This is a genomic window from Leeuwenhoekiella palythoae (genome assembly GCF_900130045.1).
In the GTDB taxonomy this organism is placed as follows: Bacteria; Bacteroidota; Bacteroidia; order Flavobacteriales; family Flavobacteriaceae; genus Leeuwenhoekiella; species Leeuwenhoekiella palythoae.
Window position 1 is genome coordinate 363510 of sequence record NZ_FQXT01000002.1, and the last position, 25666, is coordinate 389175.

27 protein-coding genes are annotated in these 25666 nt (G+C 40.6%); 17 read left to right on the forward strand and 10 right to left on the reverse strand.

What is annotated here, in order from left to right:
- The first annotated feature begins 76 nt into the window (after window positions 1-76).
- Window positions 77-1630 carry an L-piperidine-6-carboxylate dehydrogenase gene (amaB, locus tag BUA96_RS05135; protein ID WP_072981047.1) on the forward strand — a complete coding sequence of 518 codons (1554 nt, stop codon included), beginning with the start codon at window positions 77-79 and terminating at the stop codon, window positions 1628-1630.
- A 79-nt stretch (window positions 1631-1709) separates the two neighbouring features.
- Here amaB and BUA96_RS05140 read toward each other — a convergent pair whose 3' ends face one another.
- The 5 genes from BUA96_RS05140 to BUA96_RS05160 form a co-directional block, all read right to left on the reverse strand.
- Window positions 1710-2801 (reverse strand): TFIIB-type zinc ribbon-containing protein, encoded by a 1092-nt coding sequence (locus tag BUA96_RS05140; protein WP_072981048.1) that lies wholly within the window; start codon window positions 2799-2801, stop codon window positions 1710-1712.
- A gap of 17 nt (window positions 2802-2818) precedes the next feature.
- Window positions 2819-3940, reverse strand: a complete 1122-nt coding sequence (locus BUA96_RS05145; RefSeq protein WP_072981049.1) for an SPFH domain-containing protein — start codon at window positions 3938-3940, stop codon at window positions 2819-2821.
- Window positions 3941-4054: 114 nt separating this feature from the next.
- A complete protein-coding gene (locus tag BUA96_RS05150; protein ID WP_072981050.1) occupies window positions 4055-4786 on the reverse strand; it encodes a metallophosphoesterase in 732 nt (243 codons plus the stop codon).
- A complete protein-coding gene (locus BUA96_RS05155; RefSeq protein WP_072981051.1) occupies window positions 4783-5922 on the reverse strand; it encodes an ATP-binding protein in 1140 nt (379 codons plus the stop codon). Before BUA96_RS05155 ends, BUA96_RS05150 begins: the two co-directional genes overlap by 4 nt.
- Before the next feature lie 121 nt (window positions 5923-6043).
- Window positions 6044-6799, reverse strand: coding sequence for an SDR family NAD(P)-dependent oxidoreductase (locus tag BUA96_RS05160; RefSeq protein ID WP_072981052.1), 756 nt, complete (start codon window positions 6797-6799; stop codon window positions 6044-6046).
- Window positions 6800-7094: 295 nt separating this feature from the next.
- On the opposite strand from BUA96_RS05160, the gene BUA96_RS05165 reads away from it, so the two are divergent.
- The 9 genes from BUA96_RS05165 to BUA96_RS05205 all read left to right on the forward strand — a co-directional run bounded on the left by BUA96_RS05165 (window position 7095) and on the right by BUA96_RS05205 (window position 17084).
- On the forward strand, window positions 7095-8099 hold the full coding sequence (locus BUA96_RS05165) for an AAA family ATPase (protein WP_072981053.1): 1005 nt from the start codon (window positions 7095-7097) through the stop codon (window positions 8097-8099).
- An 84-nt stretch (window positions 8100-8183) separates the two neighbouring features.
- A complete protein-coding gene (locus BUA96_RS05170) occupies window positions 8184-9050 on the forward strand; it encodes a DUF58 domain-containing protein (RefSeq protein WP_072981054.1) in 867 nt (288 codons plus the stop codon).
- A gap of 7 nt (window positions 9051-9057) precedes the next feature.
- On the forward strand, window positions 9058-10743 hold the full coding sequence (locus BUA96_RS05175; protein ID WP_072981055.1) for a hypothetical protein: 1686 nt from the start codon (window positions 9058-9060) through the stop codon (window positions 10741-10743).
- On the forward strand, window positions 10733-11737 hold the full coding sequence (locus tag BUA96_RS05180; RefSeq protein WP_072981056.1) for a vWA domain-containing protein: 1005 nt from the start codon (window positions 10733-10735) through the stop codon (window positions 11735-11737). The genes BUA96_RS05175 and BUA96_RS05180 overlap by 11 nt, the downstream gene beginning before the upstream one ends.
- A gap of 30 nt (window positions 11738-11767) precedes the next feature.
- Complete coding sequence (locus BUA96_RS05185; protein ID WP_072981057.1) at window positions 11768-12817, forward strand: vWA domain-containing protein; 1050 nt, start codon at window positions 11768-11770, stop codon at window positions 12815-12817.
- A gap of 8 nt (window positions 12818-12825) precedes the next feature.
- Window positions 12826-13686, forward strand: a complete 861-nt coding sequence (locus BUA96_RS05190; RefSeq protein WP_233430608.1) for a tetratricopeptide repeat protein — start codon at window positions 12826-12828, stop codon at window positions 13684-13686.
- Between the two features lie 28 nt (window positions 13687-13714).
- Window positions 13715-15463: a BatD family protein gene (locus BUA96_RS05195; RefSeq protein WP_072981058.1), complete on the forward strand. Its 1749-nt coding sequence runs from the start codon at window positions 13715-13717 to the stop codon at window positions 15461-15463.
- Complete coding sequence (locus BUA96_RS05200; protein ID WP_072981059.1) at window positions 15460-16233, forward strand: SH3 domain-containing protein; 774 nt, start codon at window positions 15460-15462, stop codon at window positions 16231-16233. Before BUA96_RS05195 ends, BUA96_RS05200 begins: the two co-directional genes overlap by 4 nt.
- 221 nt (window positions 16234-16454) lie before the next feature.
- A complete protein-coding gene (locus tag BUA96_RS05205; RefSeq protein ID WP_072981060.1) occupies window positions 16455-17084 on the forward strand; it encodes a carbonic anhydrase in 630 nt (209 codons plus the stop codon).
- Window positions 17085-17168: 84 nt separating this feature from the next.
- On the opposite strand, the gene BUA96_RS05210 is transcribed toward BUA96_RS05205, so the two are convergent.
- Window positions 17169-17711: a CvpA family protein gene (locus tag BUA96_RS05210; protein WP_072981061.1), complete on the reverse strand. Its 543-nt coding sequence runs from the start codon at window positions 17709-17711 to the stop codon at window positions 17169-17171.
- Window positions 17712-17803: 92 nt separating this feature from the next.
- Between BUA96_RS05210 and BUA96_RS05215 the strand changes: the two genes are divergently transcribed.
- From BUA96_RS05215 to BUA96_RS05230, 5 genes are all read left to right on the forward strand, one after another.
- Window positions 17804-18160 carry a hypothetical protein gene (locus tag BUA96_RS05215; RefSeq protein ID WP_072981781.1) on the forward strand — a complete coding sequence of 119 codons (357 nt, stop codon included), beginning with the start codon at window positions 17804-17806 and terminating at the stop codon, window positions 18158-18160.
- A 23-nt stretch (window positions 18161-18183) separates the two neighbouring features.
- Window positions 18184-18879, forward strand: a complete 696-nt coding sequence (locus BUA96_RS05220) for a hypothetical protein (RefSeq protein WP_072981062.1) — start codon at window positions 18184-18186, stop codon at window positions 18877-18879.
- Window positions 18880-18993: 114 nt separating this feature from the next.
- On the forward strand, window positions 18994-20010 hold the full coding sequence (pheS, locus tag BUA96_RS05225; protein ID WP_072981063.1) for a phenylalanine--tRNA ligase subunit alpha: 1017 nt from the start codon (window positions 18994-18996) through the stop codon (window positions 20008-20010).
- Between the two features lie 12 nt (window positions 20011-20022).
- The gene (locus tag BUA96_RS17255; RefSeq protein WP_164916912.1) at window positions 20023-20190 is read left to right on the forward strand and encodes a hypothetical protein; all 168 of its coding nucleotides are present in this window, start codon (window positions 20023-20025) and stop codon (window positions 20188-20190) included.
- A 2-nt stretch (window positions 20191-20192) separates the two neighbouring features.
- On the forward strand, window positions 20193-20588 hold the full coding sequence (locus BUA96_RS05230) for a hypothetical protein (protein WP_072981064.1): 396 nt from the start codon (window positions 20193-20195) through the stop codon (window positions 20586-20588).
- Between the two features lies 1 nt (window position 20589).
- Here BUA96_RS05230 and BUA96_RS05235 read toward each other — a convergent pair whose 3' ends face one another.
- Window positions 20590-21579 carry an NAD(P)H-dependent glycerol-3-phosphate dehydrogenase gene (locus BUA96_RS05235; RefSeq protein WP_072981065.1) on the reverse strand — a complete coding sequence of 330 codons (990 nt, stop codon included), beginning with the start codon at window positions 21577-21579 and terminating at the stop codon, window positions 20590-20592.
- Between the two features lie 305 nt (window positions 21580-21884).
- On the opposite strand from BUA96_RS05235, the gene BUA96_RS05240 reads away from it, so the two are divergent.
- Together BUA96_RS05240 and lysM are read left to right on the forward strand one after the other, a co-directional pair.
- Window positions 21885-22805 carry a nicotinic acid mononucleotide adenyltransferase gene (locus BUA96_RS05240; RefSeq protein WP_072981066.1) on the forward strand — a complete coding sequence of 307 codons (921 nt, stop codon included), beginning with the start codon at window positions 21885-21887 and terminating at the stop codon, window positions 22803-22805.
- 191 nt (window positions 22806-22996) lie between these two features.
- Entirely contained in the window at window positions 22997-23491 is a 495-nt protein-coding gene (gene lysM / locus BUA96_RS05245) for a peptidoglycan-binding protein LysM (RefSeq protein ID WP_072981067.1), read from the forward strand.
- Window positions 23492-23595: 104 nt separating this feature from the next.
- On the opposite strand, the gene nadD is transcribed toward lysM, so the two are convergent.
- The 3 genes from nadD to BUA96_RS05260 are packed head-to-tail and all read right to left on the reverse strand — an operon-like array spanning window position 23596 to window position 25613.
- Window positions 23596-24174, reverse strand: coding sequence for a nicotinate (nicotinamide) nucleotide adenylyltransferase (gene nadD, locus BUA96_RS05250; RefSeq protein WP_072981069.1), 579 nt, complete (start codon window positions 24172-24174; stop codon window positions 23596-23598).
- A 1-nt stretch (window position 24175) separates the two neighbouring features.
- Window positions 24176-24751 (reverse strand): guanylate kinase, encoded by a 576-nt coding sequence (gmk, locus tag BUA96_RS05255; protein ID WP_009778464.1) that lies wholly within the window; start codon window positions 24749-24751, stop codon window positions 24176-24178.
- A gap of 1 nt (window position 24752) precedes the next feature.
- On the reverse strand, window positions 24753-25613 hold the full coding sequence (locus BUA96_RS05260; RefSeq protein WP_072981071.1) for a YicC/YloC family endoribonuclease: 861 nt from the start codon (window positions 25611-25613) through the stop codon (window positions 24753-24755).
- Window positions 25614-25666: the final 53 nt, after the last annotated feature.

Here is a 25666-nt window from a genome sequence, read left to right on the forward strand (position 1 = left end):
TTTTCACTTTAAATAGAGGTTGGTATTTGTTAACTTCGAAGAATACAAACATAAATTATAAGAAAACTACAATATAATGGCTCATATCACTGATAACGCAGCAATAGCTGAAACGCTAAAAGCATTAGAGATCACTTCTGAAAATGCAGGAACTTCAACCGGTTTACAAACGAGTAATTCGGGTAAATTGATTACTTCCGTTTCTCCCGTTGACGGAAAAAACATTGCATCAGTGACGCAAACCACTCCGGAAGAATATGAGCAAGTGGTTCAAACTGCAGCTGAAGCATTCAAAGTATGGCGCGTGATACCAGCACCACAGCGAGGCGAAGTGGTGCGCCAGTTTAATGAAGAGCTGCGTCGACTTAAAGAGCCGCTGGGAAAACTCGTTTCTTATGAGATGGGTAAAAGTTATCAAGAAGGTCTGGGAGAAGTTCAAGAAATGATAGATATCTGTGACTTTGCAGTAGGACTTTCGCGCCAACTTCATGGTTTGACGATGCATTCTGAGCGTCCCGGGCATCGTATGTATGAGCAGTATCATCCTTTAGGGATTGTAGGGATTATTTCAGCATTTAATTTTCCAGTTGCGGTATGGAGCTGGAACACGGCTTTGGCTTGGGTTTGTGGTGATGTATGTATCTGGAAACCTTCAGAAAAAACGCCGCTTACGGGGATTGCTTGTCAAAAAATTGCAGCACGTGTGTTTGCAAAGAATAACCTGCCTGAAGGAATTTCGTGTCTCATCAACGGCGATTATACTGTAGGCGAATTGATGACTAAAGATGAGCGTGTACCGCTGGTCTCGGCCACCGGTTCTACCCGAATGGGAAAGCAAGTAGCGCAGACTGTTGGTGCTCGCTTAGGAAAATCACTTCTGGAATTGGGCGGAAACAACGCGATTATCGTTACTCCGGATTCTGATCTTAAAATGACGGTGATCGGTGCTGTATTTGGCGCGGTGGGAACTGCCGGTCAGCGCTGTACTTCAACCCGAAGATTGATCATTCACGAGAGCATTTATGATAAAGTAAAAAATGCAATTGTAGATGCATATGGCCAATTACGCATTGGGAATCCGTTGGATGAAAACAATCACGTGGGGCCGGTAATCGACAAAGACGCAGTGAAAAATTATCAAAATGCTTTGACTAAAGTGGTTGAAGAAGGTGGTAAAATTTTAGTGGAAGGTGGCGTCCTGGAAGGTGAAGGTTATGAGAGTGGTTGCTATGTAAAACCAGCCATTGCAGAAGCAGAAAATCATTATGAGATTGTACAGCACGAGACTTTTGCTCCGGTACTTTATTTAATGAAATACAGTGGAGAAGTGGAGAATGCGATTGAACTGCAAAACGGTGTACGCCAAGGGTTGTCTTCAGCGATTATGACCAATAACCTGCGTGAAGCAGAACGCTTCTTAAGTGTTGCCGGTAGTGACTGCGGGATCGCCAATGTAAACATTGGTACCAGTGGTGCAGAAATTGGAGGTGCTTTTGGTGGTGAAAAAGAAACCGGTGGCGGGCGCGAGAGCGGTTCTGATGCCTGGAAGGTGTATATGCGTCGCCAGACCAACACCATCAATTATACCACTGAATTGCCGCTGGCACAGGGAATCAAGTTTGATTTGTAATAGAAACTATGATAACTAAAAAAGCCGCTTAAGTAGCGGCTTTTTTTTATTGGTGTTGCCAAAGGTTTGATATTCTCATTTACTTGCTGAACAAATACACCAATCCAAAAAGAAGGATGCCCGCTAATACCGCAAAGAAAATCTTCCAGAAGGAATATGGGCGTTTTCCCGAAATGCTTCCGTTTTCTCCATTTACAAAGAAGCTGTATTCATTTCCTTTATAACGATACGCCGAAATGTAAACCGGTAGCAAAATATGTTTGAAGGTTTCTTCTTCCAGATTGATGTTTAACGTATTTACGCGTTGCTCGTCACCGCCAATATCGCGACGCGCCCAGGTGTCTGCAATGCGACGCATTTCTTCCTGAGCTTCGAGATGCCCATCCTTAAGCGGAATCGTATATTTTTCGGTAACAAATCCTGCGAGAAAGCTGCTTTCAAAAGACTGTAGCTTTTTTAAATTCCACAGTGCGACACCACGAGGTACTTTGCCGGTGTGTTGCTTTGAGGCGTTGATAAGGGTGTCATCTACAAAACCGCTAATGTTTCCGCTGATGGGAATCCAACGAGTTTTGCGCACGCGACGTGTTTGTCTCCGGCCTTTGCTGTCTTTGTAGGATTGTGTTTCGTAATAATAATCACCCCGAGCACCGCTATATTGACCATAAAGTTGCGCGTCAAACGTCCAATACGGTAAATACAAACCTTTAGTGAACTGAGGGTCTAGCGTTGCTTTTTTTAAATCGTTGGGTGCCCACCAAAGTCCGTTTACCCATTTTTTAAACCGAAGAATCGCTTCTTGTTGTGTAAGCTGAAAAGGCAACACCGCGCCCGGAAGAATCCACTGTTCGGTTTTTGCATCTTCTCTGATTAGCGGCGTGCCGCAATACACGCAATGCAAAGACTTATAATTCTCTTCAACGTGCTGATTGGCGCCGCAATTTTTACAGTGCAGTATGCTTATTTCTTCGCTGTTTGCCTGAGCTCCTTTTTCCTGAAGAAATTGCCGAAGCGGTAATTCTTTGATAGGATCGGTTTCCAGTGCGATTTGCTCTTGGTTTCCGCAGTATTCGCACGTAATCGTTGTGGTGCCTGGTTTGTATTTAAGCTCGGCACCACAATTTTTACAGGCTTTTTTGAGTTCAGATTTTTGAATGGAAGGTTCGGTCAAAGCAGCTTTGAAATTAATTATTGACCCGGAAGTGGCGGTGGTGTGTTTCCGCCTAAAAAGGGTTTCAATTCTTCGATCTCCTGAAGTGCTTTCCATTCGCTCATGCCTTGTTTCCAGATCAAGGAATTTCTATTGATCGCACGCGAGGCGAAAAGTGCCTGTAACTGATCAAAACTCACAGGTCCCTGCTGTGCATTATTTTGTGCATAATAATACTGTGTAGCGACTGGCATTGGAGGAGGCGTTGCAGCGGCTTGCGGTTGCTGAGCTTGTGGCTTGCTCATTGCATTTCCCATTTGTTGGGCAAGCGCAAAGCCCATTCCCATTCCCATACCGGCACCGGCGGTACCTCCTTCGTTATTTGCAGCAGCTTCAATAGCTTTTGCAGTTTTAAATTTGGTTAATTTATCAAGGTCGAGTTTATCGATTCGGCTGTATTCGAAGATCTCTTTTTTGAGCTCTTCGGGCATCGATACATTTTCGATATAGAATTTTTCAAGCGAAATTCCCACCGAAGTAAACTCGGGTTGCATCACTTCTTTACACGTCTCAGAAAGTTCTGTAGTGTTTGCAGCATACAATTCTATCGGAAGGTTGGCTTCTCCAACGGTGTCTGTAAATCGCGTTGCGATCAGGCTTTTGAGATGCTCGTTGATCTCAAAGTTGGTGAAGTTATTATCAGTGCCTACAATGTCTTTAATGAACGTTCCGGCGTCGCTTATTTTAAACGCGTAGGTTCCAAAGGCTCTGATTTCTACCAGGCCAAAACGATCGTCACTTAAGGTAATTGGGTTTTTTGTTCCCCATTTTTCGTCAGTAAATAAATGGGTGTTCACAAAATATACTTCAGCCTTAAACGGACTGTCAAAACCATATTTCCAGCCTTTAAGCGTTGTTAAAATAGGAAGGTTTTGTGTGTTTAAGGTGTAGGTTCCGGGTGTGAAAACATCGGCAAGTTGGCCTTCGTTTACAAAAACAGCAGTCTGCCCCTCACGAACGATGAGTTTTGCGTTGTTTTTAATTTCGTTTTGATAGCGCTCAAAACGATGTGCAATGGTATCTGGCGTATAATCGAGCCACTCGATGATATCGATAAATTCGTGGCTGAGTTTTTCTTTAATCTTATCAAATATTCCCATAGGATGTTTCGGTTTTAATAAAGCTGTATGCTTATGAGTATCAAAAGTCTATATTTTGTTTCAAACTATTTTTTCGATAATCGAGATTTAAATGCTCTAAAGTTTGCTCTAGGTTTATCCATTTCGGCCTTCTTCATTAGGATACAAGGTGTAAACAGGATCACTTTGCCAGAATTCCTTAGTATCAGCATCTATGATCGAAAGCTTTCCTTTAAAGGCGGCTCCTGTATCTACATTCCAAACATTGGCCATTTGTGTAGGTTCGTCTCTGGCTATACGCGTTACAGGGGTATGACCAATAAAGATCTCTTTATGATACTGTAGTCGCATAGGATATTCCGGGTCCTCTTTGTTAATGCGTTTGTCTAGGCTTACTGCCATCTCCCAAAAGGTGCGATCCCAATAAAAAGCCGTGCTGTAGTGTTCAAACTCGGGACCGTTTCGGTTTTGAAAACCTGCGTGAACAAACATGCGGTTTTGTTTATCAATATGGTAATCTTTCAGGTTTTTATAGAATTCTATATGCTTTTCTTTGGTTTCTCGAGAAAGATCTTCGTAAGACTTTAGCGTACTTCTACCGCCGTGATTGAGCCAAGTGTCATTTTTAGTATTGTCCCGCAACCACTGATAGGTCAGATCATCGTGGTTACCGCGCATAAAAATGCAGTTGTGGGTTTTTGATAATTCGATTAAAAAGGAAACTGTTTGTGCGCTTTCGCTCCAGCCGTCAACATAATCTCCTAAAAAAATCAGTAAGTCGTCTTGGGTTGTTTTAGCGCGCTCAAGAATTTGTTTAAGTGCTCTCAGGCCGCCGTGAATGTCGCCTATGGCGAGGGTACGTGTCATGAATTGTATTTTACTTTTCGCAAAATGCGAATGTTTTCTTTGTATGCATTATAAAGTTTGGTTCCGTATTTTCTAAGATAAGGCCGAATACTTTCTAGCTTGTCAAGCGCCGGTTCAAAGCCATTGAGATAGCAAATCAAATACGTTGCCGGCAGATTGTAAAGGTCTTCAAGTTCGCCTTTGTTGAGCTCTTTATTAGCCAATACTTTCTTAAGAATCGTATTGTTATTGTTATAAATGTGATAGAGCAATTTTCGGTCAAATTGTGGCGGCTCAAAAACCAGATTACTGTCAATGGTGTACGAACCATTTTCATTAAAATTGATCGTCAATTCTTCTAACGGGTAATATTTGTATTCATTTTGAAGCCCTAACAATACGTATTCTAAAATGGTAAAATGATCGCTGGTCATCGTGATCGAAACTTCGTCTAAAGCCGAATAAAAAAGCCGCACTTGCTCGTTGATCAATTCGATATCCACACGACTAAAATAGGTGTTGCCCTTAACCTCTTTTTTATTCCCTGCCCAGCATACCACAAATTGCTCTTTAAACACTTTGTACTGTGTGAAGAGGTCTGCATGTCGCACGTTAATAAAATCGATCACACCATCTAAAGTCAGCTCAATACTGTTGTGTGCGTGTTTTTCAATCGTGGCGACGATCTCGCTATTTACATCTAAAATCTCACTTTGAAAGATTTTAGGCATCGAGATGCTTCCGTCTCTAAAAAAGGCAGTGCCGCCCCAGTATTTCCAGATGTTTTTCTTTAGCGCTGTGAGTTTATTGATGGGTCTAATGGTGACCAAACCTATCACCTGATCTGAAGGCAAATGCGGAAACGGAATGTTTTCATAAGAAATCAGCGGCGGATTGGTCAAATAGGCGTTCACCAAATTTTGAATTTTGCTATCATCAAAAAACGGAACACCTAGGATTTCGTTAGTTTCATCCTCAACTCCAATCACAATATAACTGTTGTTTTTGGGGTTTGAATTAGATAGCGCACAGACGTGTTTTAAAAACTTGGCCTTGCCCTCTTTGGTGCTGATGTCAACTTTTCGCTTTTTGTCATAAAAACTGTTCTCGTCATTATGCGCGAGTAAGTTTTTAATGAGCAGGCGTTTGTTGATCATAGCATAAAGTTACGGGTTACCTGTTTAAAGTTGAACGATCATTCGTTTTAAAAACTTCTAGATTTTTAAATGAGATGTGATGTGCTATCTCGCAAGTCAACAATAGTAATCACAATAATAATTATTGCTTATTCACCACTGTAGAAGATGCTTGGTCTACACTCATAACTACCAGATCTGCAATGTTTACGTGGTAAGGGCGGGTGACAACAAAATGAATGATATCTGCTATATCTTCTGCTTGTAAAGGTTTAAACCCTTGATACACTTTATCTGCTTTTTCTGAGTCACCTTTAAAACGCACTTCGCTGAATTCAGTCTCAACCATTCCCGGATTAACCGCTCCCACACGTATGTTATGGCCATTTAAGTCTATGCGCATTCCTTGATTAATTGCATCAACAGCATGTTTACTAGCGCAATACACGTTGCCTTTGGGGTACACTTCCTTACCGGCGGTTGAACCGATGTTGATAATGTGACCACTGTTTTGAGCAATCATTTTTGGGATGATCATATCACTCACATAAAGTAAGCCTTTTACATTGATGTCCAACATCGCGTCCCAATCTTCTGTGTTTCCCTCTTGAATAGGGTCAAGACCGTGCGCGTTACCCGCGTTGTTGATCAAAATATCTATGTGCTGAAAAGCTTCCGGTAATCCATTGATCGCATTTGCTACATCTTTTTTATTTCGCACATCAAAAGTCAAGGTGTGTACGTTTACTTGATTTTGCAGTTCAGCCTTTAGCGCATCTAAGCGTTCTTGACGTCTTCCGCAGAGAATGAGGTTGATTCCGTTTTTGGCAAAATACGTTGCTGTTGCTGCTCCGATACCGCTTGTGGCACCGGTAATAAATGCTGTTTTAGTCGTCATAGTTTAGGGTTGTAATACAAATTGAAAATTACAAGAATGTTTTTTGAATGCCTGCTTTAATCCAGATTCATTTATTGATAAAAAATACTAAATCCTGTATCTTTGAGGAGCAATCTGAAAAGGTTGCATTTTTTTTGCAACATTTCTCGTGAAATGTCGTCATTAGAATTACCCCTAAAAGCCTTCCATAAGCCGTGCTTACAGGGGATTTTAACCATTGCTTAACAAAATGGTTAGTAATAAAGTATAACCTTGTAGACCTCAGAGTCATATAAAACGCACATAAAATAAAAGTATGGAAGATACTAGCGCATCTGTTGATATAGGAGCGATTAACGAAAAGATCGAAAAAGAGAGTGCTTTTGTAAAAATACTTACGATGGAAATGAACAAAGTCATCGTAGGGCAAAAGCATATGGTAGAACGCTTGCTTATAGGCCTTTTAGGACGTGGGCATATTTTGCTGGAGGGAGTTCCCGGTCTGGCAAAGACCTTGGCGATTAATACGCTATCTCAAGCAGTTCACGGAAGCTTTAGCCGTATTCAGTTTACGCCAGATTTACTTCCGGCTGATGTTGTGGGTACCTTGATTTACAATATGAAACTGAATGATTTCAGTATAAAAAAAGGACCTATTTTTGCCAATTTCGTCCTCGCAGATGAGATTAACCGTGCGCCGGCCAAAGTACAGAGTGCATTGCTTGAAGCGATGCAGGAGAAACAGGTGACCATTGGTGATGAGACGTTTAAGCTAGACAGACCGTTTTTGGTTATGGCAACTCAAAACCCGGTTGAGCAAGAAGGAACGTACCCGCTTCCTGAAGCGCAGGTTGACCGTTTTATGCTTAAAACTGTAATTGACTATCCTAAACATGCCGAAGAACAACTCATCATTAGAGCCAACCTAAAAGGTTCTTTTGAGAAAGTGAATCCGGTGGTTTCTATAGAGCAGATCTTGCGTGCGCAGGAGGCTGTAAAAGAGGTGTATATGGATGAAAAGATCGAGAAATATATTCTTGATATTATCTTTGCAACGCGTTATCCTGAGAATTATAAGTTGGCAGATTTAAAACCCTTGATCAGTTTTGGGTCTTCTCCACGGGGTAGTATCAACTTAGCAACGGCCTCAAAATGTTATGCGTTTATTAAAGGTCGCGGTTATGTGATTCCTGAAGATGTGCGTGCGGTAGTACACGATGTATTGCGTCACCGTATCGGGATCACTTATGAAGCGGAAGCCGAAAACGTAACTACTGTTGAAATTATAAACAAGATCGTAAACGAGATCGAAGTACCATAAACTAAGCATTAGAAATCAGTTCGCAGTTCTTGCTTGAAAAATAGCAACTACTGCCTACTGATTTTCTTTTTTGATTGATTACTCATGGACACTAAAGAACTTCTAAAAAAAGTACGCAAAATTGAGATCAAGACCAGAAGACTGTCTGATCATATTTTTGGCGGGGAATACCATTCTACGTTTAAAGGGCGTGGTATGACCTTTAGTGAAGTGCGTCAATACCAGTTTGGTGATGATGTGCGTAATATAGATTGGAATGTTACCGCGCGCTACAATGAGCCATTTGTAAAGGTTTTTGAAGAAGAGCGCGAGCTTACCATGATGCTCGTGGCAGATGTGAGTGGTTCAGAATTCTTTGGTACAGATCAGCAGTTGAAGTCTGAAGTGGTTACAGAAATTGCCGCAACATTGGCATTTTCGGCATTGCAGAATAATGATAAAATCGGGCTCATTTTATTTTCTGATGGGATCGAATTGTACATTCCGCCTAAAAAAGGTAAGTCGCACGTACTGCGCATCATTCGCGAACTTTTAGAATTCAAACCGAAAAGTAAAAAGACCGATGTGGCACAGGCTTTGAAATTCCTTTCTGGAGTGATGAAGAAAAAAGCCATTGTCTTTGTGCTTTCAGATTTTATTGCAGACGACTATCAGGACACAATGAAGATCGCCGCCAAGCGTCACGATATTACAGGCATACGTATTTACGATCAGCGTGAGGAAGAAATTCCGAGTTTGGGAATTGTGCAGATGGAAGATGAAGAAACCGGGGAATTATTGCTAGTCAATACTACATCAAGAAAGGTGCGTAACAGTTACGCAAAATATTACCGCGATCGCGTGGCATATTATAAAGATAGTTTTACAAGAAGCGGTGCCGGAGTAATCGATGTGCGTACCGATGAAAGCTATGTCAAAAAATTACTAGGTTATTTTAAACGAAGAGGATAACACAACAATGAACAGTAACCTTAATAATCATATTCCTAAATCAAGTTTTTATAACATAAGAGCGTTTGCTTTCGCAATGATTATTGCTTTTTTAACCACATTGAATGTGCAAGCGCAGCAGGTTAAAGGAGCGGTTGACACCACGTCAATTCGTATTGGTGAGCAAATCACCTATGAATTTCAAGTAGAAGCAGATTCTACAGATTTGGTGCTGTTTCCTGAAGGGCAAACCTTTCAGCCTTTAGAAATGATCGAAGCCTACCAGGTTGACACTTCCTACGCCGGTGCAAAAATGAACTTGATCAAACGCTACGGCCTAACCCAGTTTGATAGTGGTTCGTACACGATTCCACGGCAATTGGTGTCTATCAATCAACAACCTTTTTATACAGATTCGGTAGCGATTGAAGTAAACAATGTAGTCATCGACACGACCAAACAAGGCCTTTACGATATTAAAGATATTGTGGCTGTAGAGCGCGCAACCAGTAAATTCTGGGAGTATTTACTGTACTTTTTATTGCTTGCTGCAGTAATAGGTGGATTCCTGTTTTTTATCATTCGACGTAGTCGTAAAAAAGCAGCAGCAGAACAAAAGCTTCCGCCGTTTGAGCAGGCACTATTTTCTTTAAAGCAACTTGACGAAGAGTACAAAGAACCGGCGCGCGGCATTGATGAGCGTGACGCGACTAAAGCATATTACTCAAAACTTACTGATATTGTAAGAAGGTATCTTGATGAAGAGGTTTATGACCGTTCTATGGAAAGTACTTCTTCAGAATTGATCGAGCGTTTAATGCTCGAAAAAGAGGAAGGTAAAATTGATTTGAGCAAAGAAACCATTCTTAAGCTAGACCAAATCTTAAAACGTGCCGACCTTACCAAGTTCGCTCGTACTTCTCCTGGAGCGGGTCAGGCTGAAGCAGACCGTATTGTAGCTGAAGAGATCGTAAAAGAGACTAAAGAAGCGATTCCACCACCTACGGAAGAAGAATTGATGCGTGATGCAGCTTACCGTGAAGCCTTAGCAAAACGTCGCAAGCGTAAGCTCATTTTGACTTCGATCATTGGGGTTTTCGGGATTTTAGTGATCGCCACCGGAATTTTGATTGCCACCAAAGGTTTTGATTTTGTAAAAGATAATTTCATCGGGCATCCTTCAAAAGATTTGCTTGAAAGCGATTGGGTGCGCAGTGAATACGGGTATCCGCCGGTAATCATCAGTACTCCTAGAGTTTTAGAGCGTAATGAGATCGCATTGCCAGATTCGCTCAAGCAACAGATGGATATGAGCACCTTTACCTACGGAAGCTTGATCGACGACTTTTATGTGGTGGTGAATAATACCCGTTTTGGCGGAAAGAATGAAGCCAATTTAGAAGCTTCGGCGCAAGGATTTATTAGTACGATTGAAGCCAACGGCGCTAAAAACCTGATCGTAAAAACCGAAAAGTACACCACACCAGAAGGAACCGAAGGTTTACGCGTTTACGGAACAGGAGATTTCCCAGAAACCTTGAACAAAGACGAATTCAGTAAAGGAGAATATGAGATGCTTCTATTTACGGCGCCCGGGGTTTTACAGCAAATTTTAGTAGCCCATCGTGAAGATGACACCTATGCAAAAGAGATGAGCGCGCGCATTATAAATTCAGTAGAACTTCAAAAAACTGTACCTACCGATGTTAAGTAATTTTGAATTTCAAAGTCCTGAATTTTTCTGGTTGTTTCTCCTACTTCCGGTAGTTGCTGTGTGGTATTTCTTTAAACGAAATAAAATTACAGCTCAGGTAAAACTTTCAAGTTTAAAGGGTTTTAAAGCAGGCAGTGGTTTGCTTGCAAAATTTCGACCTGTTTTATTCGTTTTACGTCTTTTAGCATTAGCCTGTTTGATTACAGCTTTGGCAAGACCACGCAATGTTGATGTTTCTACGCGAACAAACACCACTCGTGGAATTGACATTGTGATCGCCATTGATGTTTCGGCGAGTATGTTGGCGCGTGATTTAAAGCCTAACCGTCTGGAAGCACTTAAAGAGGTGGCTTCGCAGTTTATTGCAGATCGTCCCAGTGACCGAATCGGTCTGGTAGAATATGCGGGAGAGAGTTACACGAGAACGCCCATTACCAGCGATAAAAGTATTGTGTTGAGTTCGCTCAATGATATTGAGTACAACAGTATTATTGAAGGCGGTACCGCAATAGGAATGGGATTGGCGACTTCGGTGAACCGTTTAAAAGACAGTAAGGCAAAAAGCAAGGTGATCATTTTGATGACTGATGGTGTGAATAACGCCGGATTTATAGAGCCCACTACCGCAAGTGAACTGGCTCAGGAATTTGGAATCAAAGTTTACACGATAGGCCTGGGAACTAATGGGACAGCGCTTTCTCCTGTTGCTTTACGCCCTGACGGAAGTTTTCAATACGGAAGTATTCCTGTTGAGATTGATGAAACCTTACTGCAAGAGATCGCAGACAAAACCGGCGGGCTCTATTTTAGAGCGACCGATAATGAGTCTTTAGAGGAGATTTATGCCGAGATCAACAAGCTTGAAAAAACAGATGTTGAAGAGTTTAAGTATACCAATTATGAGGAGAAATTCAGACCGCTGGTTATTCTGGCAGGTTTGCTTTTGTTGTTTGAATTGCTGTTGAGGTATACGGTGTTTAGAAGTTTTGTTTAAAATATAGATTGAATACTAAATAGTTAATTTGTGTATTTACTAGAAGAAAAAATATGGTTTTGGGCGTTGCTGGCAATTCCGGTGGTGGTACTGCTTTACTTTGCAGTCACCCTTTGGAAACGCAGCGCGCAAAAGCGCTTTGTGACCAACCGTGAATTGCTGGAGAAATTAACGCCGCAGCGTTCGGTGTTTAAACCAGTGTTGAAGCTAATTGTTTTATGTCTCGCCTTGGCCTGTATGGCCGTGGCTTTGGTAAATCCAAAGATCGGTACCAAATTAGAAACGGTAAAGCGGGAAGGTGTTGATGTGGTTTTTGCGGTTGATGTTTCTAAAAGTATGGATGCTGAAGATATCGCACCCAGCCGAATCGATAAAGCAAAACAGCTGGTAACGCAGATCATTAACAATTTGGGCAGCGACCGTGTGGGAATTATTGCTTATGCCGGAAGCGCTTATCCGCAGTTGCCCATCACTACAGATTACAGCAGCGCAAAAATGTTCCTTAATTCGATGAATACAGATATGTTGTCGAGCCAGGGAACAGCCATCAGAGATGCGATCGAGTTGGCAAAAACCTATTACAATGATGAGGAGCAAACAAACAGAGTTTTAGTAATTATCTCTGATGGGGAAGATCACGCGGGGGAGGTGGCTTCTATTGCAGAATCGGCTACTGAGCAAGGCATTCGCATTTTTACCATTGGTGTAGGTTCAGAAACGGGTGATCGTATTCCTATTAAAAGAAATGGCGTTGTTCAGTCGTATAAAAAGGATCAGAATGGGGAGACGGTGATCACTAAGCTTGATCCGGCAACGCTTCAGGAGATCGCGGCCGAGGCTGATGGGGAATACATCAACGGGAACAGTACGCAAGAAGTGGTTGACAAAATGGCTTCCGCTTTAAATCAAATGGATAAAAAAGAATTTGAAGCCAAGCAATTTGCAGATTTTAAAGACCAGTTTCAGTGGTTTGTTGCTGCGGCACTATTCTTGCTAATTATAGATGTGTTCTTACTGGAGCGTAAAACCGCTTGGGTGAGAAAACTGAATCTATTCAATGAAAATAAGTCTAAATCTTAATCTTTTTAATGATGAAGAATTTTATAAATAATCTTTTGAGCTTGACCTTTATTTTGGTCACTGGTGTGGTATTTGCGCAAAGCGAAAAACCTGATCCGGCTATTTTAGAAGCGCAGGATTTTGTGGCAGAAGCTAACGATGAGTTTGCTTCAAACGAGTTTGCAGCGGCAGAATCTGCCTACCGAAAAGCAGTTGCTAAAGATCCTGCTAATACGGCGGCCAAATACAATATGGGGAATAACTACTACCGAAACAAAAAATATGGAGAGGGGATGAATCGCTATATTCAGGCGGCTGAGGTAGCACAAACAAAGGCTGAAAAACATAAGGCGTTTCATAATCTGGGTAATGCCTTTTATCAGCAAAAGGATTTTAAAAAAGCCGTTGAAGCTTATAAAAATGCGTTGCGCAATGATCCTACCGATGAAGAAACGCGGTATAATCTGGCACTTGCTAAAAAGGAAGAAGAGAAAAACGGCGGTGGCGGCGGTGATGATGAGAATCAGGATCAGAACCAAGACCAGAATGAAGATCAAAAAGATCAGGATGGTGAAGGTGATGACAAAGAAAGCGACGATGGTAAGCCTAAGGATCAAGACGATCAAGGTGATGAAAAGAAAGATCAGGGCGATCAGAATAAAGACGATAAAGGCAAGCCCGAAGATAAAGATGGAGATCAAAAAGATCAGGGTAAAGATGGCGATAAAGAGAAGCAACAACAACAGCCGCAGCCTGGTCAGGGCCAACTATCTCCTCAGCAAGTAAAGAGTTTGCTTGAAGCGATGAAAAACGAAGAGAATAAAGTTCAGGATAAAATTAATGCTCAAAAGGTTAAAGGAGCAAAAGTAAAAACAGATAAAGATTGGTAATTTAAGCCAGTAAAAAGCAGAAGTTATAATGAAGATGAAGCTAAAATTTTTGCTGATTGTTTTATTTGCCGGATTCAGTGCGTGGTCTCAGGTAGAATTTGACGCTGTCGTTAGTAAGCAACGACTAGGAGTCAATGAACGTTTACGTGTTGATTTTGAAATGAATCAAGACGGAGACAATTTTAGGCCGCCCAGTTTTCAAGGTTTTACGGTAGTTGGTGGTCCTAACCAATCCATCAGTAAGCAGTGGATTAACGGTAAGGCGAGTTTCTCTAAAACCTTCTCTTACTTTCTTCAGCCTAATGCTACAGGTACTTTAAAAATCGGTCAGGCAGAAATTGAGATCGACGGAACAGTGTATAAAACGATTCCTATAGAAATCACCGTGACCGGTGCGGTCGAAAAACCCAAAGACCCTAATGATCCTGTTGCTGCTGCAGAAGATAATGTTCATCTGGTCGCTGAAGTTTCTAAGAATGATCCTTATCTGAACGAAGCGTTTACCGTGGTGTACAAGCTGTATGTAAGTCGGGAAACCGCTGTAAATGGCTGGAACGAACTCGACGCACCTAAGTTTGCAGATTTCTGGAGTCAGAGTATAGACGAGAAGCAATTTAAAGTGTATGACGGCTCCTATGACGGTAAGCCCTATCGGTATGTGATCTTAAGAAGAACGCTGCTTTATCCGCAAAAAACGGGAGAACTTACCATTGAGCCTCTAGCGTTAAATATCAATGTGGAAGCACCAACCAATCGCAGAGATATTTTTGGAATGCGCATCACAAGACCGGCAAAAATTACGGTTACGGCGCCAACCCGCAAAGTAAACGTAAAAGCCTTACCGGAAGATGGGAAGCCCGAAAGTTTTACAGGAGCTGTAGGTAATTTTGATTTTGAAGTCACAGCGAGTAAAACAACATTAGATGCTCAAGAAGCTTTAGACCTTACTTTGACTGCAAAAGGAAATGGGAATCTAAAACTCTTTACGCTTCCGAAGCCTAAATTGCCTAGTGCACTTGAAGTTTATGAGCCAGAAAACGAGCAAGATGTTCGTGTTTCGCTTAATGGTATGGCAGGTTCTAACAATGCACGTTATACGATTGTTCCACAACAAAAGGGAAGCTATCCTATTCCGCCTATTCGCTTTTCTTATTTTGATCCTGCGACAGAACAGTATAAAACGTTGAGTAGCGACGAGATCGTGATTGATGTAGAAAATGGTCCTGCAACTCTAGCGACTTCAGATAAGGCTGATAAAATCCCTGTGGAAGAAACCAAACAATTTGCCTACATCAAATCTGATGCAAAGCTAAAGTCGATGAACCAAGACCGGTTTTTTGGTTCCACTACATTCTGGAGTTTACTGGCGACACCAGTGGTGTTGATTCCGTTAGCGATTTTATTCGGGCGTAAACGCAGAGCTTATCAAAATGATGTGAAAGGAAATCGCTTACGCAAGGCCGATAAGTTGGCCCGAAAATACTTAGGCGATGCCAAAAAGAGTTTGGGCGATCAAACCGCATTCTATTTAGCCTTAGAAAAGTGTTTACATAATTATTTAAAAGCACGGTTGAATATTCAGACGAGCGAAATGAGCAAAGAACGCATCAGCCAGTTGCTTCAGGATCGTGGTGTAACCGTAGAAACTACTGCGGCATTCTTGAAGCTTTTAGAAAGCTGCGAATTTGCGCGCTACACACCTTCAAGCAGTGACGCAATGCAACACGATTATGAGCAGGCGTCGCGTGTAATTTCAGAAATAGATAAACAGTTATGAAAACAATGATAAGATCAAGCTATCGTTTTGTAGTTCTTGTGCTGTTTATGGCCGCGTTGAGCTTAAATGCACAAACGCCGCAACAGCTTTTTGAAACCGGAAACTCGCAGTATGCTCAAAATAATTTTGAGGAAGCTATCAAGAATTATGAGAAAGTTCTTGACGCCGGTTACGAGTCGGCGGCTGTGTATTATAATTTGGCTAATGCCAATTATAAACTAAATCGTATTGCACCAAGCGTTTATAATTATGAGAAGGCTCTTGAATTGAAGCCTAATGATAAAGAGATCAAAAACAATCTGGAGTTTGCTCAAAATATGACCATTGATGCTATTACGCCTTTGCCTGAAAACACCTTTAAAAGGTGGTGGAATCAATTGCTCAACATGTTCTCGCTAGACGGATGGGCGATCGTTACGGTGGTGTGTCTGCTCCTTTTTGCCGTTAGTTTAATCATTTATTACTTCGGAAAAACCACAACTTTAAAACGCGGTTTTTTTACTATGGCTTTTGTGGCTTTGGGATTTGGATTATTGAGTCTTACTTTGGCATTTCAGGCGCAATCCAATGAAAATAACAAGCAGTTTGCTATTGTTTTTTCAGCAGAAGCTGAAATTAAAAGTGAGCCTTCAATGGCAAGCGAAGAAGCTTTTGTCTTACACGAAGGTACCAAAGTCCGCGTGCTGGAGACCGAAGGTGATTGGCAAATGATTCGACTGGCAGACGGTAAAGAAGGTTGGATTCCTACTACAGATATTAAAATTTTATAAATATTATAAACTCGCTTTATTCTCCGGGAACGAACAAGAGGTAGTTTTACCACTCAAGCAACTTCATGAACCATTTAGATATTCAAATTGGCTTTTTTAGCTTGAGAGCTACTTAATTTCTATTTTTAGCGTCTCTTTAATATAGGAAGACACAAGTAATGCTTAGTTTCACTAATTTTAGGATTGCATTAGCTTGATTTTTAACTAAAAACCAAAGATAGATGGATATTAAGAAGATATTTGAGAACAACAAAGAGTGGGTTCAAGAGCGGTTAAGCGCAGAGCCTGAATATTTTAAAAAATTATCACAGGGTCAATCGCCAAAAATTCTTTATATAGGTTGTAGTGATAGCCGTGTTTCTTCTGAAGAATTGATGGGTGTAGGTCCCGGAGATGTGTTTGTACACCGTAATATTGCCAATATGGTACCTAATACAGACCTTAATTCTATGTCTGTTATTAATTATGCGGTTGAGCATCTTGAAGTGGAACATGTGGTAGTTTGTGGTCACTATTATTGTGGTGGTGTTAAAGCTGCGATGCAATCTTCAGATTTGGGACTTTTAAATCCTTGGTTGAGAAATATTCGTGACGTTTATAGAATACATAAGGAAGAGTTAAGTCTAATTGAGGATGAAGACGAGCGTTATAAGAAATTTGTAGAGCTAAACGTTCAAGAGCAGTGTGTGAATGTTATTAAAACTGCTGATGTACAAAAGGCAATACGTAAACGTAATCTCAGCGTGCACGGGTGGGTTTTTGATATACATTCAGGAAAGCTTATTGATCTCAAAATAGACTTTGATGCAATCTTAGAAAATATCATGGAAATTTACAGGTTAGATGATTAGCAATGAGTTTGTTAACGCATAAAAATAGCGCTGCATTGCAGCGCTATTTTATTTTAAATCCCAAGCATTTTTTAGAGATCCATTTTAAACAGATTGTAACTCAATTTTGCTTTTATCAGTGTCTTCATTCTCTCGAAACTCTTTTACCTCTTCTAATATACTTGGTAAAACTGCAGGAGCGATAGGTTTGATCAGGCTGTATAGAATTGAAGATTCTCGTGTTTCCTCATCAATAAGATTAAGACTACTGGTCATTGCAGCTAAAAACATCAGAATCACGCTCAGGATAAAAGCAGATTTTAAAAGACCGAATGCTGCGCCTAGAATTCGGTTTACGATGCCCAGCATCGCTAAAGAAGCGGCTTTGGTTAGAATTCTTCCGGCTAGCGTAATGACCAAAACAATAATGATAAAGGTCACCGCAAATGCTGCGAGGTTAATCGCCTGAATACTCCAATCTACCTTTTCGGTTAAAAAATCTACCGCATAATAGGAGAAGTGGATGGCACCATAAATTCCTAAAATCAAAGCGATCAAAGAGGCCACTTCAATGAGTAGTCCGTTTTTAAGTCCTTTAAAAAGACCTAAAAGAAGTAAAATTCCGATTATAATGTCCAGATAATTCATTGGTTAAAGATACTATTTAGGGCTAAATAATCTTTTTAGGAGTTGGCTTTATGTTAGTACAGGTATTGTTTGATCTTGATTATATTTGCGCCATGGCTAGAGACGAACAACTTAAAGAACGCTGGGAGCAGGTGGTAAGCAAACTATCTGCACGTTTTGCTGATGGTGAGGTCTTAGATCTCGACGCAATTATTTATCTGATAGGAGTGCAAGAATTGGGCAAGCCAGATAAGCGCTTTAAAAAAGATGATAAGATCAATTTGATGCATATTGCAATTTGCAGACTTTTAGAACCTTTTGGGTATTATCGTTTTGATTATCAGGATGAAGACGGCTGGCCGCACTATGAAATAATTGAGCCATTACCCGCCTTAAAAGCTGGTGAGCAATCTTTGCTCATGAAAGAGGCCATCGTACAGTATTTTCTAGAGAAAGAACTCGTTCAATAAACTTTTTTTGCGGTTTTAAGGCTATGTTGCTAAGCATTTTACAAGAGCTGTTCCCTAATGATACGGGACCTATTTACAAAGAAACCATAGCCGGGCGCTTTCCGGTGGAGCCGTTTAATACCTACAGCAATCTTATTTTTTTGTTTATCGTGGTTTATTTTGGGATCAAAATTTACCGCAAGCCTAAAAAACAATGGTTTTTAATGATCGCCTTGCCGTTCATTTTTATTGGCTACGTGGGCGGAACGCTCTATCACGGGTTGCGCAACGAAGAAGCTTGGCTTTTGCTGGATTGGGTTCCTATTCGCGGACTGAGCTTTGCAGCTTTGCTTTATTTCATTTTTAAATGGCAAGACACCTGGGGCAAACGCTTGATTTTTGTTTTAAGCATAGGCTTGGCATTTATAGGCTTAAGATATTTACCGTTGCCTAAGCAATTAGAACATAGCATCGGGTATTTGATCAGTGCATTAAGCATTCTAATCCCAATTTTGGGCTACCTCATAAAAACCAAATGGCGCTATGCAAAATCGGCTTTAACCGCTTTTGTGATTTTTGGTTTTGCCGTTTTGTTTAGAGTGCTGGACAACCGTCTGGATTTTGAGTTCTTCTGGATGGGAACGCACTGGCTCTGGCATATTTTTGGCGGAACCGCTGTATTTTTTATTCTGCAATATATTTACAGGGACAACAAAGCCCAAGCCGCCGATATTTCATAAATTTGTGCCTCTGATACACTGGTCATTTTTTTTGAAGAATGTCAGTTGCTCAGGGAAATTTTGATAAGGCCGGTGGGCAGCATACAATAACCCAAAAGGGATTCAATTAGCATTATGTTAGATAAAATTAAGGAGCTTATTAGCGAAGCTGAAGCATTTACGGCGAGTTCGCTTGATGAAGTAGAAGCTTTTAGAATTAAATTTTTAGGAAAAAAAGGACTTTTCAATCAGTATTTTTCTGAATTTAAGAACATTCCTAACGAGCAAAAGAAAGCTTTTGGTCAAACGATGAACCAATTAAAAACTACGGTTCAGGATAAGATTGACACCTTAAAATCGGGTCTGGAATCGGCTGAAGAGCAAAGTGTTTACGGCGATCTTACACGTCCCGGAGATGCGATCACTTTAGGTTCACGCCACCCCATTTCTATTGTCAAGAATCAGATCATTGATATTTTTTCCAGAATAGGTTTTGATGTTTCAGAAGGACCGGAAATTGAAGATGACTGGCACAATTTCACCGCATTAAACCTCCCGGAACATCACCCGGCGCGTGATATGCAGGATACGTTTTTCATTCAGACTAATCCTGATGTCTTATTGCGTACGCATACTTCATCTGTACAAGTGCGTTATATGGAAGCAAACAAGCCACCCATACGCACCATTTCTCCTGGTAGAGTTTTTCGTAATGAGGCGATTTCAGCGCGTTCTCACTGCTTTTTTCATCAGGTTGAAGGTTTGTACATCGACAAAGATGTTTCGTTTGCAGACCTTAAGCAAACGCTTCAGCATTTTACCACAGAAATGTTTGGGAAGAGTAAAATTCGGTTAAGACCTTCTTACTTCCCGTTTACTGAGCCTAGTGCCGAAGTAGATGTGTATTGGGGCTTGGAGACCGAAACCGATTATAGAATGACCAAAGGAACCGGTTGGTTAGAGATTATGGGCTGCGGGATGGTAGACCCTAATGTGCTTGAAAACTGTGGTATTGACTCTAAAGAATACAGCGGTTTTGCCTTTGGTATGGGTATTGACCGTATCGCCTTATTATTACATCAAATCTCAGATATTCGTCTGTTAAGTGAAAATGACTTACGCTTCTTAAATCAGTTTAAAAGCGCTTTATAATCCATCTAGGCTATGAAAAAATATGTAGTTATCGCCGTACTTCTAATCGCTCTTGCGCTTGTCGCGTATCTTACGTTTGTGATCGCAGCGATTAAGATCATCATTGGTAGTATTTTCTTAGGAATTATGGCGATCGCTATTCTTGCGCTTTGGATTATGTGGAAGGTTAACGACGACTAATCATGAAAAAAGACATCATAATACCTGAAGTTGAAGGGGTGTACGTCGCAGCGGTAAAAGAGTTTAATGAAACACATCGCACCAATGACTGGAATGCATATCTCATTAATGATACCGGCGAACCTCTAGAAATGGTTTTGATCGTATCTAAAGGCTATAGCGCTAAACAGACGACCAGCCAAATGCGACACAAGTTGCAGACCTTACCGGCAAAAGCATTTGCCAAGATCGAGTTTATTGAAGATAGCGTACTTAAACTTACTAATGAGTTTGCGGTAACCTTTTTTAAAAACGGAAAACTCTTTGACAAGAAGTTCATTTTTCCGGCAAATAGTATTCAAGATAGCAAGGCGGGACCTTTGCCTTCTATGCTTAAAGAAGGCGTTCTAGCCGAATGATTTAAGTAAGTTTTTCGGTTAATTTTTTAAAGGTACTTTTGGGATCTTTCCCTTTGTAAAGCACGTTATAAACAGCATTTATTATCGGGGTTTTGGCGCCCAACTCCTGATTGATCTTAAAAGCACTTTCGGCAGCATAATAACCTTCAGCAACCATACTCATTTCCATCTGAGCACTTTTAACGGTATATCCTTTACCAATCATATTTCCAAACATTCTATTTCGGCTAAATACAGAATAGCCCGTAACGAGCAAATCTCCTAAATACGCCGAATCATTGATGTTTCGCTTCATTTTATGCACTTTCTTGATGAACTTTTTCATCTCTCTAATGGCATTGCTCATTAGCACGCTCTGAAAGTTATCACCGTAACCCAAGCCGTGAGCAATTCCGGCGGCTATGGCGTAGATATTTTTAAGCATTGCGGCGTATTCTGTACCTATGGTGTCGTCGCTTATCGTGGTATTGATATACCAACTTTTAAGGTGATCTGCGACTACCTGGGCGTGTTGCTCGTCTGCACAAGCGATGGTAAGGTAGGATAGTCGTTCTAAAGCGACTTCCTCGGCGTGACAAGGACCGGTGATCACTCCGATATTTTCAAATGGAATATCATATTTATGGTGAAAATGCGCTCCAACGATCTGACCGGTTTCCGGTACGATCCCTTTTATGGCCGAAAAAATGATCTTACCCTTAAAACTTGCGGTCACTTTTTCAAGCTCCTTTCCTACAAAAGCAGAAGGCACGGCAAAAATGAGGTAATCTGCATAGGCGATGATTTCGTTGATGTCATTACTCAGTTTTAAATGAGCAGTATCAAACTCTACAGCGCTTAGATAATTGGGGTTATGTTTTTCTTTTTTTAGATGTTCTAAAGCATATACACTGCGCATATACCAGCCTACTTCTTCTAAGTTTTCAGTAAGCATTTTTACGATCGCAGTTGCCCAGCTTCCGCCGCCGATAACACCAAATTTTAAAGACATATTATTTTATTTTTCTGTAGGTACAGAATTATTTTTCAATTTATGAAGGCATTTGTAAAGCCTTATAAAACCTCAGTTTTAGGGCTGTTTTGCCTCTTTCAAAGATACTCATTTTAGAAGGCTCGTAAAATGCTGAAAGTCACTTTAGTATTTTTTTGGCACGCGGTTTGGATATGTTAAAATGCAATTCTACAGCTCTGACGTCACCGCTAAGAATTTTAATTGACATCGCTCAAAGACATTTTTCCGAGGGCTGTTTAATCTGAATGTATTCAGAACATATTCATCTTTAAAACCGAACGATTATGAGAACGATAAAATTACTTAGTGCCTATTTTTTAATGCTTGCCGTATTTACCTCGTGCTACACTGATGTATTTATCGAGGACGATCTTGCAACACCTGTGGCGCCGCTATCTTCAGTGCTAGCGGATTATGAGTTGTGGTATGTAGATATTGATCAAACACAAGGCAATGGGAGCATCCCTTTTATGGATAAGGCCTTTACCTTTTCTTTCCTCAACGGAACCGTAATGGCTAATAATAACCTCGCCGGAATTGGCGATCAGGGCAGTGGTTTTGGTATCGAGGTGGGCTATTATGATGTTTTTGACTACGATCTAGACATAAGTCACGATATTGATGGTTTCTATTCATTTGAGGTTTCCCTGCTTTCTAATAATGCGATCGAACTGTATAATCGATATACTAATACGTCGTATGTCTTGATAGGTTATCAACGAAGCAATTTTGATTATGATCGCTTGTTTTATGACAACATTCATTTTTTCTTGCAGGAATATGCAGTTTGGGAAAAGGTTCATACCAGCCTAAGTGGAACCTCTAATGCGTTTGATGCAGAAAATTACCTGCAGTTCTTACCGGCAAATTCAGGCCTATATTTTAGAAGTTCGCAAGATCCTAGAGGTAGCTCAACTACTAATTTATATTGGGATTATAGCGGGATTTATGAAGTGAATAATGTCGTTAACAATGCCTATTTAAAAACATTGACATTAGATTATGACTATTTTGCTAACGAGTATTTTGAACTTTCTATACTTGATGATGCGACTATAGCGCTTTATCATCCTGCTTCAGGGAGTGAGTATCGTTTTAGAGGTCGTGGGTATATTCAATACAAAACGCCTTCAGAAGGAAAGAGCAGATTAAAGCAAAGCGAGATCGAACAAAATATTAAGGCGATCAAAGCGTTAGCCTTATAAGCAATAAATATTTTTTGGTTGGTTAGTTGAGATCGCCCCGTTGAGTTATTCGCGGGGCGATTTTTTGGGCGTTGCTTAATGGTAGTCACTGCAAAAACATTCACATAGTTTTAAAGTCCAATACATAAAGGGTTAAATAGGTATTTTGTAAATTGAATCTTTAAAACTAAGACTAACTTAAGAATAAAAACATGGGATTATTTTCATTTATTAAAAATGCCGGAGCAAAAATAGGTATTGGTAAAAGCACTGCCGAAGAAGCTGCCGAAAAGAAAGCTGAGGCTGCTGCAGCCGCTGCTGCTGCAACCAAAAAGGCAGAAGCTTCGCTTAAAGAAACTGTTGCAGATTTAGGTCTTGAAGTTGAAGGGCTAGATATTAAGATTGACGGAGAAACCGCAACGGTAACCGGTAAAGCAAAAGATCAGGCAACTAAAGAAAAGGTAGTACTTGTTGTAGGTAATGTAGACGGAATCGCTCAAGTTGATGATCAAATGAGTGTAGAGCATAAAGAGCCTGAGGCACAGTTTCACACCGTAGTTTCTGGTGATACACTTAGTAAAATCGCTAAAAAGTTCTACGGAAACGCTATGAAATACCCTGTGATTTTTGAAGCAAACAAACCAATGCTAAAAGATCCAGACAAGATCTATCCGGGGCAAATGCTTAGAATTCCAAATTTGGATTAAGCATTATACGATCTCAAAAAAAAGGGCTTCAATATTACTGAAGCCCTTTTTTTATGTGTGCCATCGTAGAGAACAAAACCCACGAAGTAATTTTTTTGATGTGGTTATCTGTAAAAATTCATTTGATCTATATAAATCCATACCGAATGTGGTAGTAGCGGGCGGCAGTTTTTACCGGCTTTGATCGCTTTGCGTATGGCAGTTGAAGATATCTCTACCACAGGTGCATCAACCACGTGCACGTTAGGGTGAGCAAGCAACTCAGGTTTAGTCTCTTGTTCCCCTATACGAGGATATACATAGATCTCGTGACGTTCTAAAATAACCTCGTAGTTTTTCCACTTGTGCAAGGTGCGCAAATTATCTTCTCCCATAATCAAGCAAAACTCATGCTGGGGGTATTTTTCTTGCAGATGTGCAAGTGTATTTGAAGTATAATTGGGTTGGGGTAGATTAAATTCTATTGTGCTTGCTTCAATCTTTGGATATTCTTCAACAGCTTCAAGAACCAACTGATACCGGTGATTATTATCAAGTAATGTCTTTTTTTTCTTAAACGGGTTGTGCGGCGTAATGACCATCCAGATCTTGTCAAGATCGCTATATTCAGCAAAGTGATTTGCGATAATCAAGTGCCCTATATGCACCGGATTGAATGTGCCAAAATAAAGCCCGATTTTCATATTACGCGTTGATGTGCTTGGTTACAAGTTCGTAAGCTTCAGCAAGCGCAGTATCCAGATCATTATTTTCTATGATATAATCAAACTGCGGAGCGGTAGCAAGTTCAATACTGGCCTTGGCAACACGCATATTGATACGGTCTTCACTTTCGGTTTTACGCTTTTTTAATCTGATCTTTAATTCTTCGATACTCGGTGGTTTTACAAAAACAGCTAAGGTACGCTCAGGATACAGCTTTTTGATGTCTAAACCGCCCACAACATCAATGTCAAAAATAACGTGCTTACCTTCTTTCCAGATGCGCTCTACTTCGCTTTTTAAGGTTCCGTAGAAATTGTCGCGATAGACTTCTTCCCATTCCAAAAATTCATCTTCCTTGATGCGACGTTTGAATTCTTTAAGCGAAAGAAAATAATAATCAACGCCGTCTTTTTCAGTAGGTCTGGGCTCGCGAGAAGCCGCCGAAATACTAAACTCTAGATTAAGTTCTTTTTTCTCCAGAAGCCATCTTACGATAGTAGTTTTGCCACTTCCGCTAGGTGCAGAAAAAACGATGAGTTTACCCGTATCAGCCATTTTAAAGTACGTTTAAAAGTTGTTCTTTGATCTTCTCCAGTTCGTCTTTCATACGCACAACAACCTGTTGCATAGGTGCATAATTAGATTTTGAACCTATAGTGTTGATCTCACGTCCCATTTCCTGACTGATAAAAGCCAGTTTTTTACCATTAGAATCAGCAGAATCCAGAGATTTTTGAAAGTATTTTAGGTGATTGCTAAGACGTACTTTTTCTTCGGTGATGTCGTATTTCTCTAAGTAGTAGGTGAGTTCTTGTTCAAAACGATTCTCATCAACTTCTGTCTTTAGATCGCTCACCGCTTTGGTTAGACGCTGGCGTACACCGGTCATCCGTTCCGGATCTAGAGTGATCACTTCATCAAGATTAGTCGCGATGTTTTTTATGCGTAATTCAAAGTCTTTTTTAAGCGCCTTGCCTTCGTCTACACGATAGGTGTCAATAGCGTTGAGCGCTTCTTCTACACCAGCAAGAATAGATTTATACTCCTCGTCATCAATCTCATCGCGTTCGGTTTTAAGCGCATCAGGAAGGCGGGTAGCGATTTTTAGCAATTCGATATCAGCTGCATCTGGAGTAACCTCACGCAGTTGTTTCATATATTGTTTAACCACATCTGCATTGATCGAGCTGCTGGTTTCTTCGCCATTAAGCTCAACATAAAGACTAAAGTCTATTTTACCACGCTCGAGTCTCTGAGCAACCAAGTTGCGTAGCTCCAGTTCTTTCTCTCTGTAAAAAGAAGGAATCCTCGCGTTTAGATCTTGATTTTTACTGTTAAGAGACTTAATCTCGATCGTTATTTTTTTTGTGGGCAATTGGGTCACCGATTTCCCAAAGCCAGTCATAGATTTAATCATGCACTTAATTTAAAACGGCAAAGATAGGAAAACCTATTGGGTTGCTCGTGAGG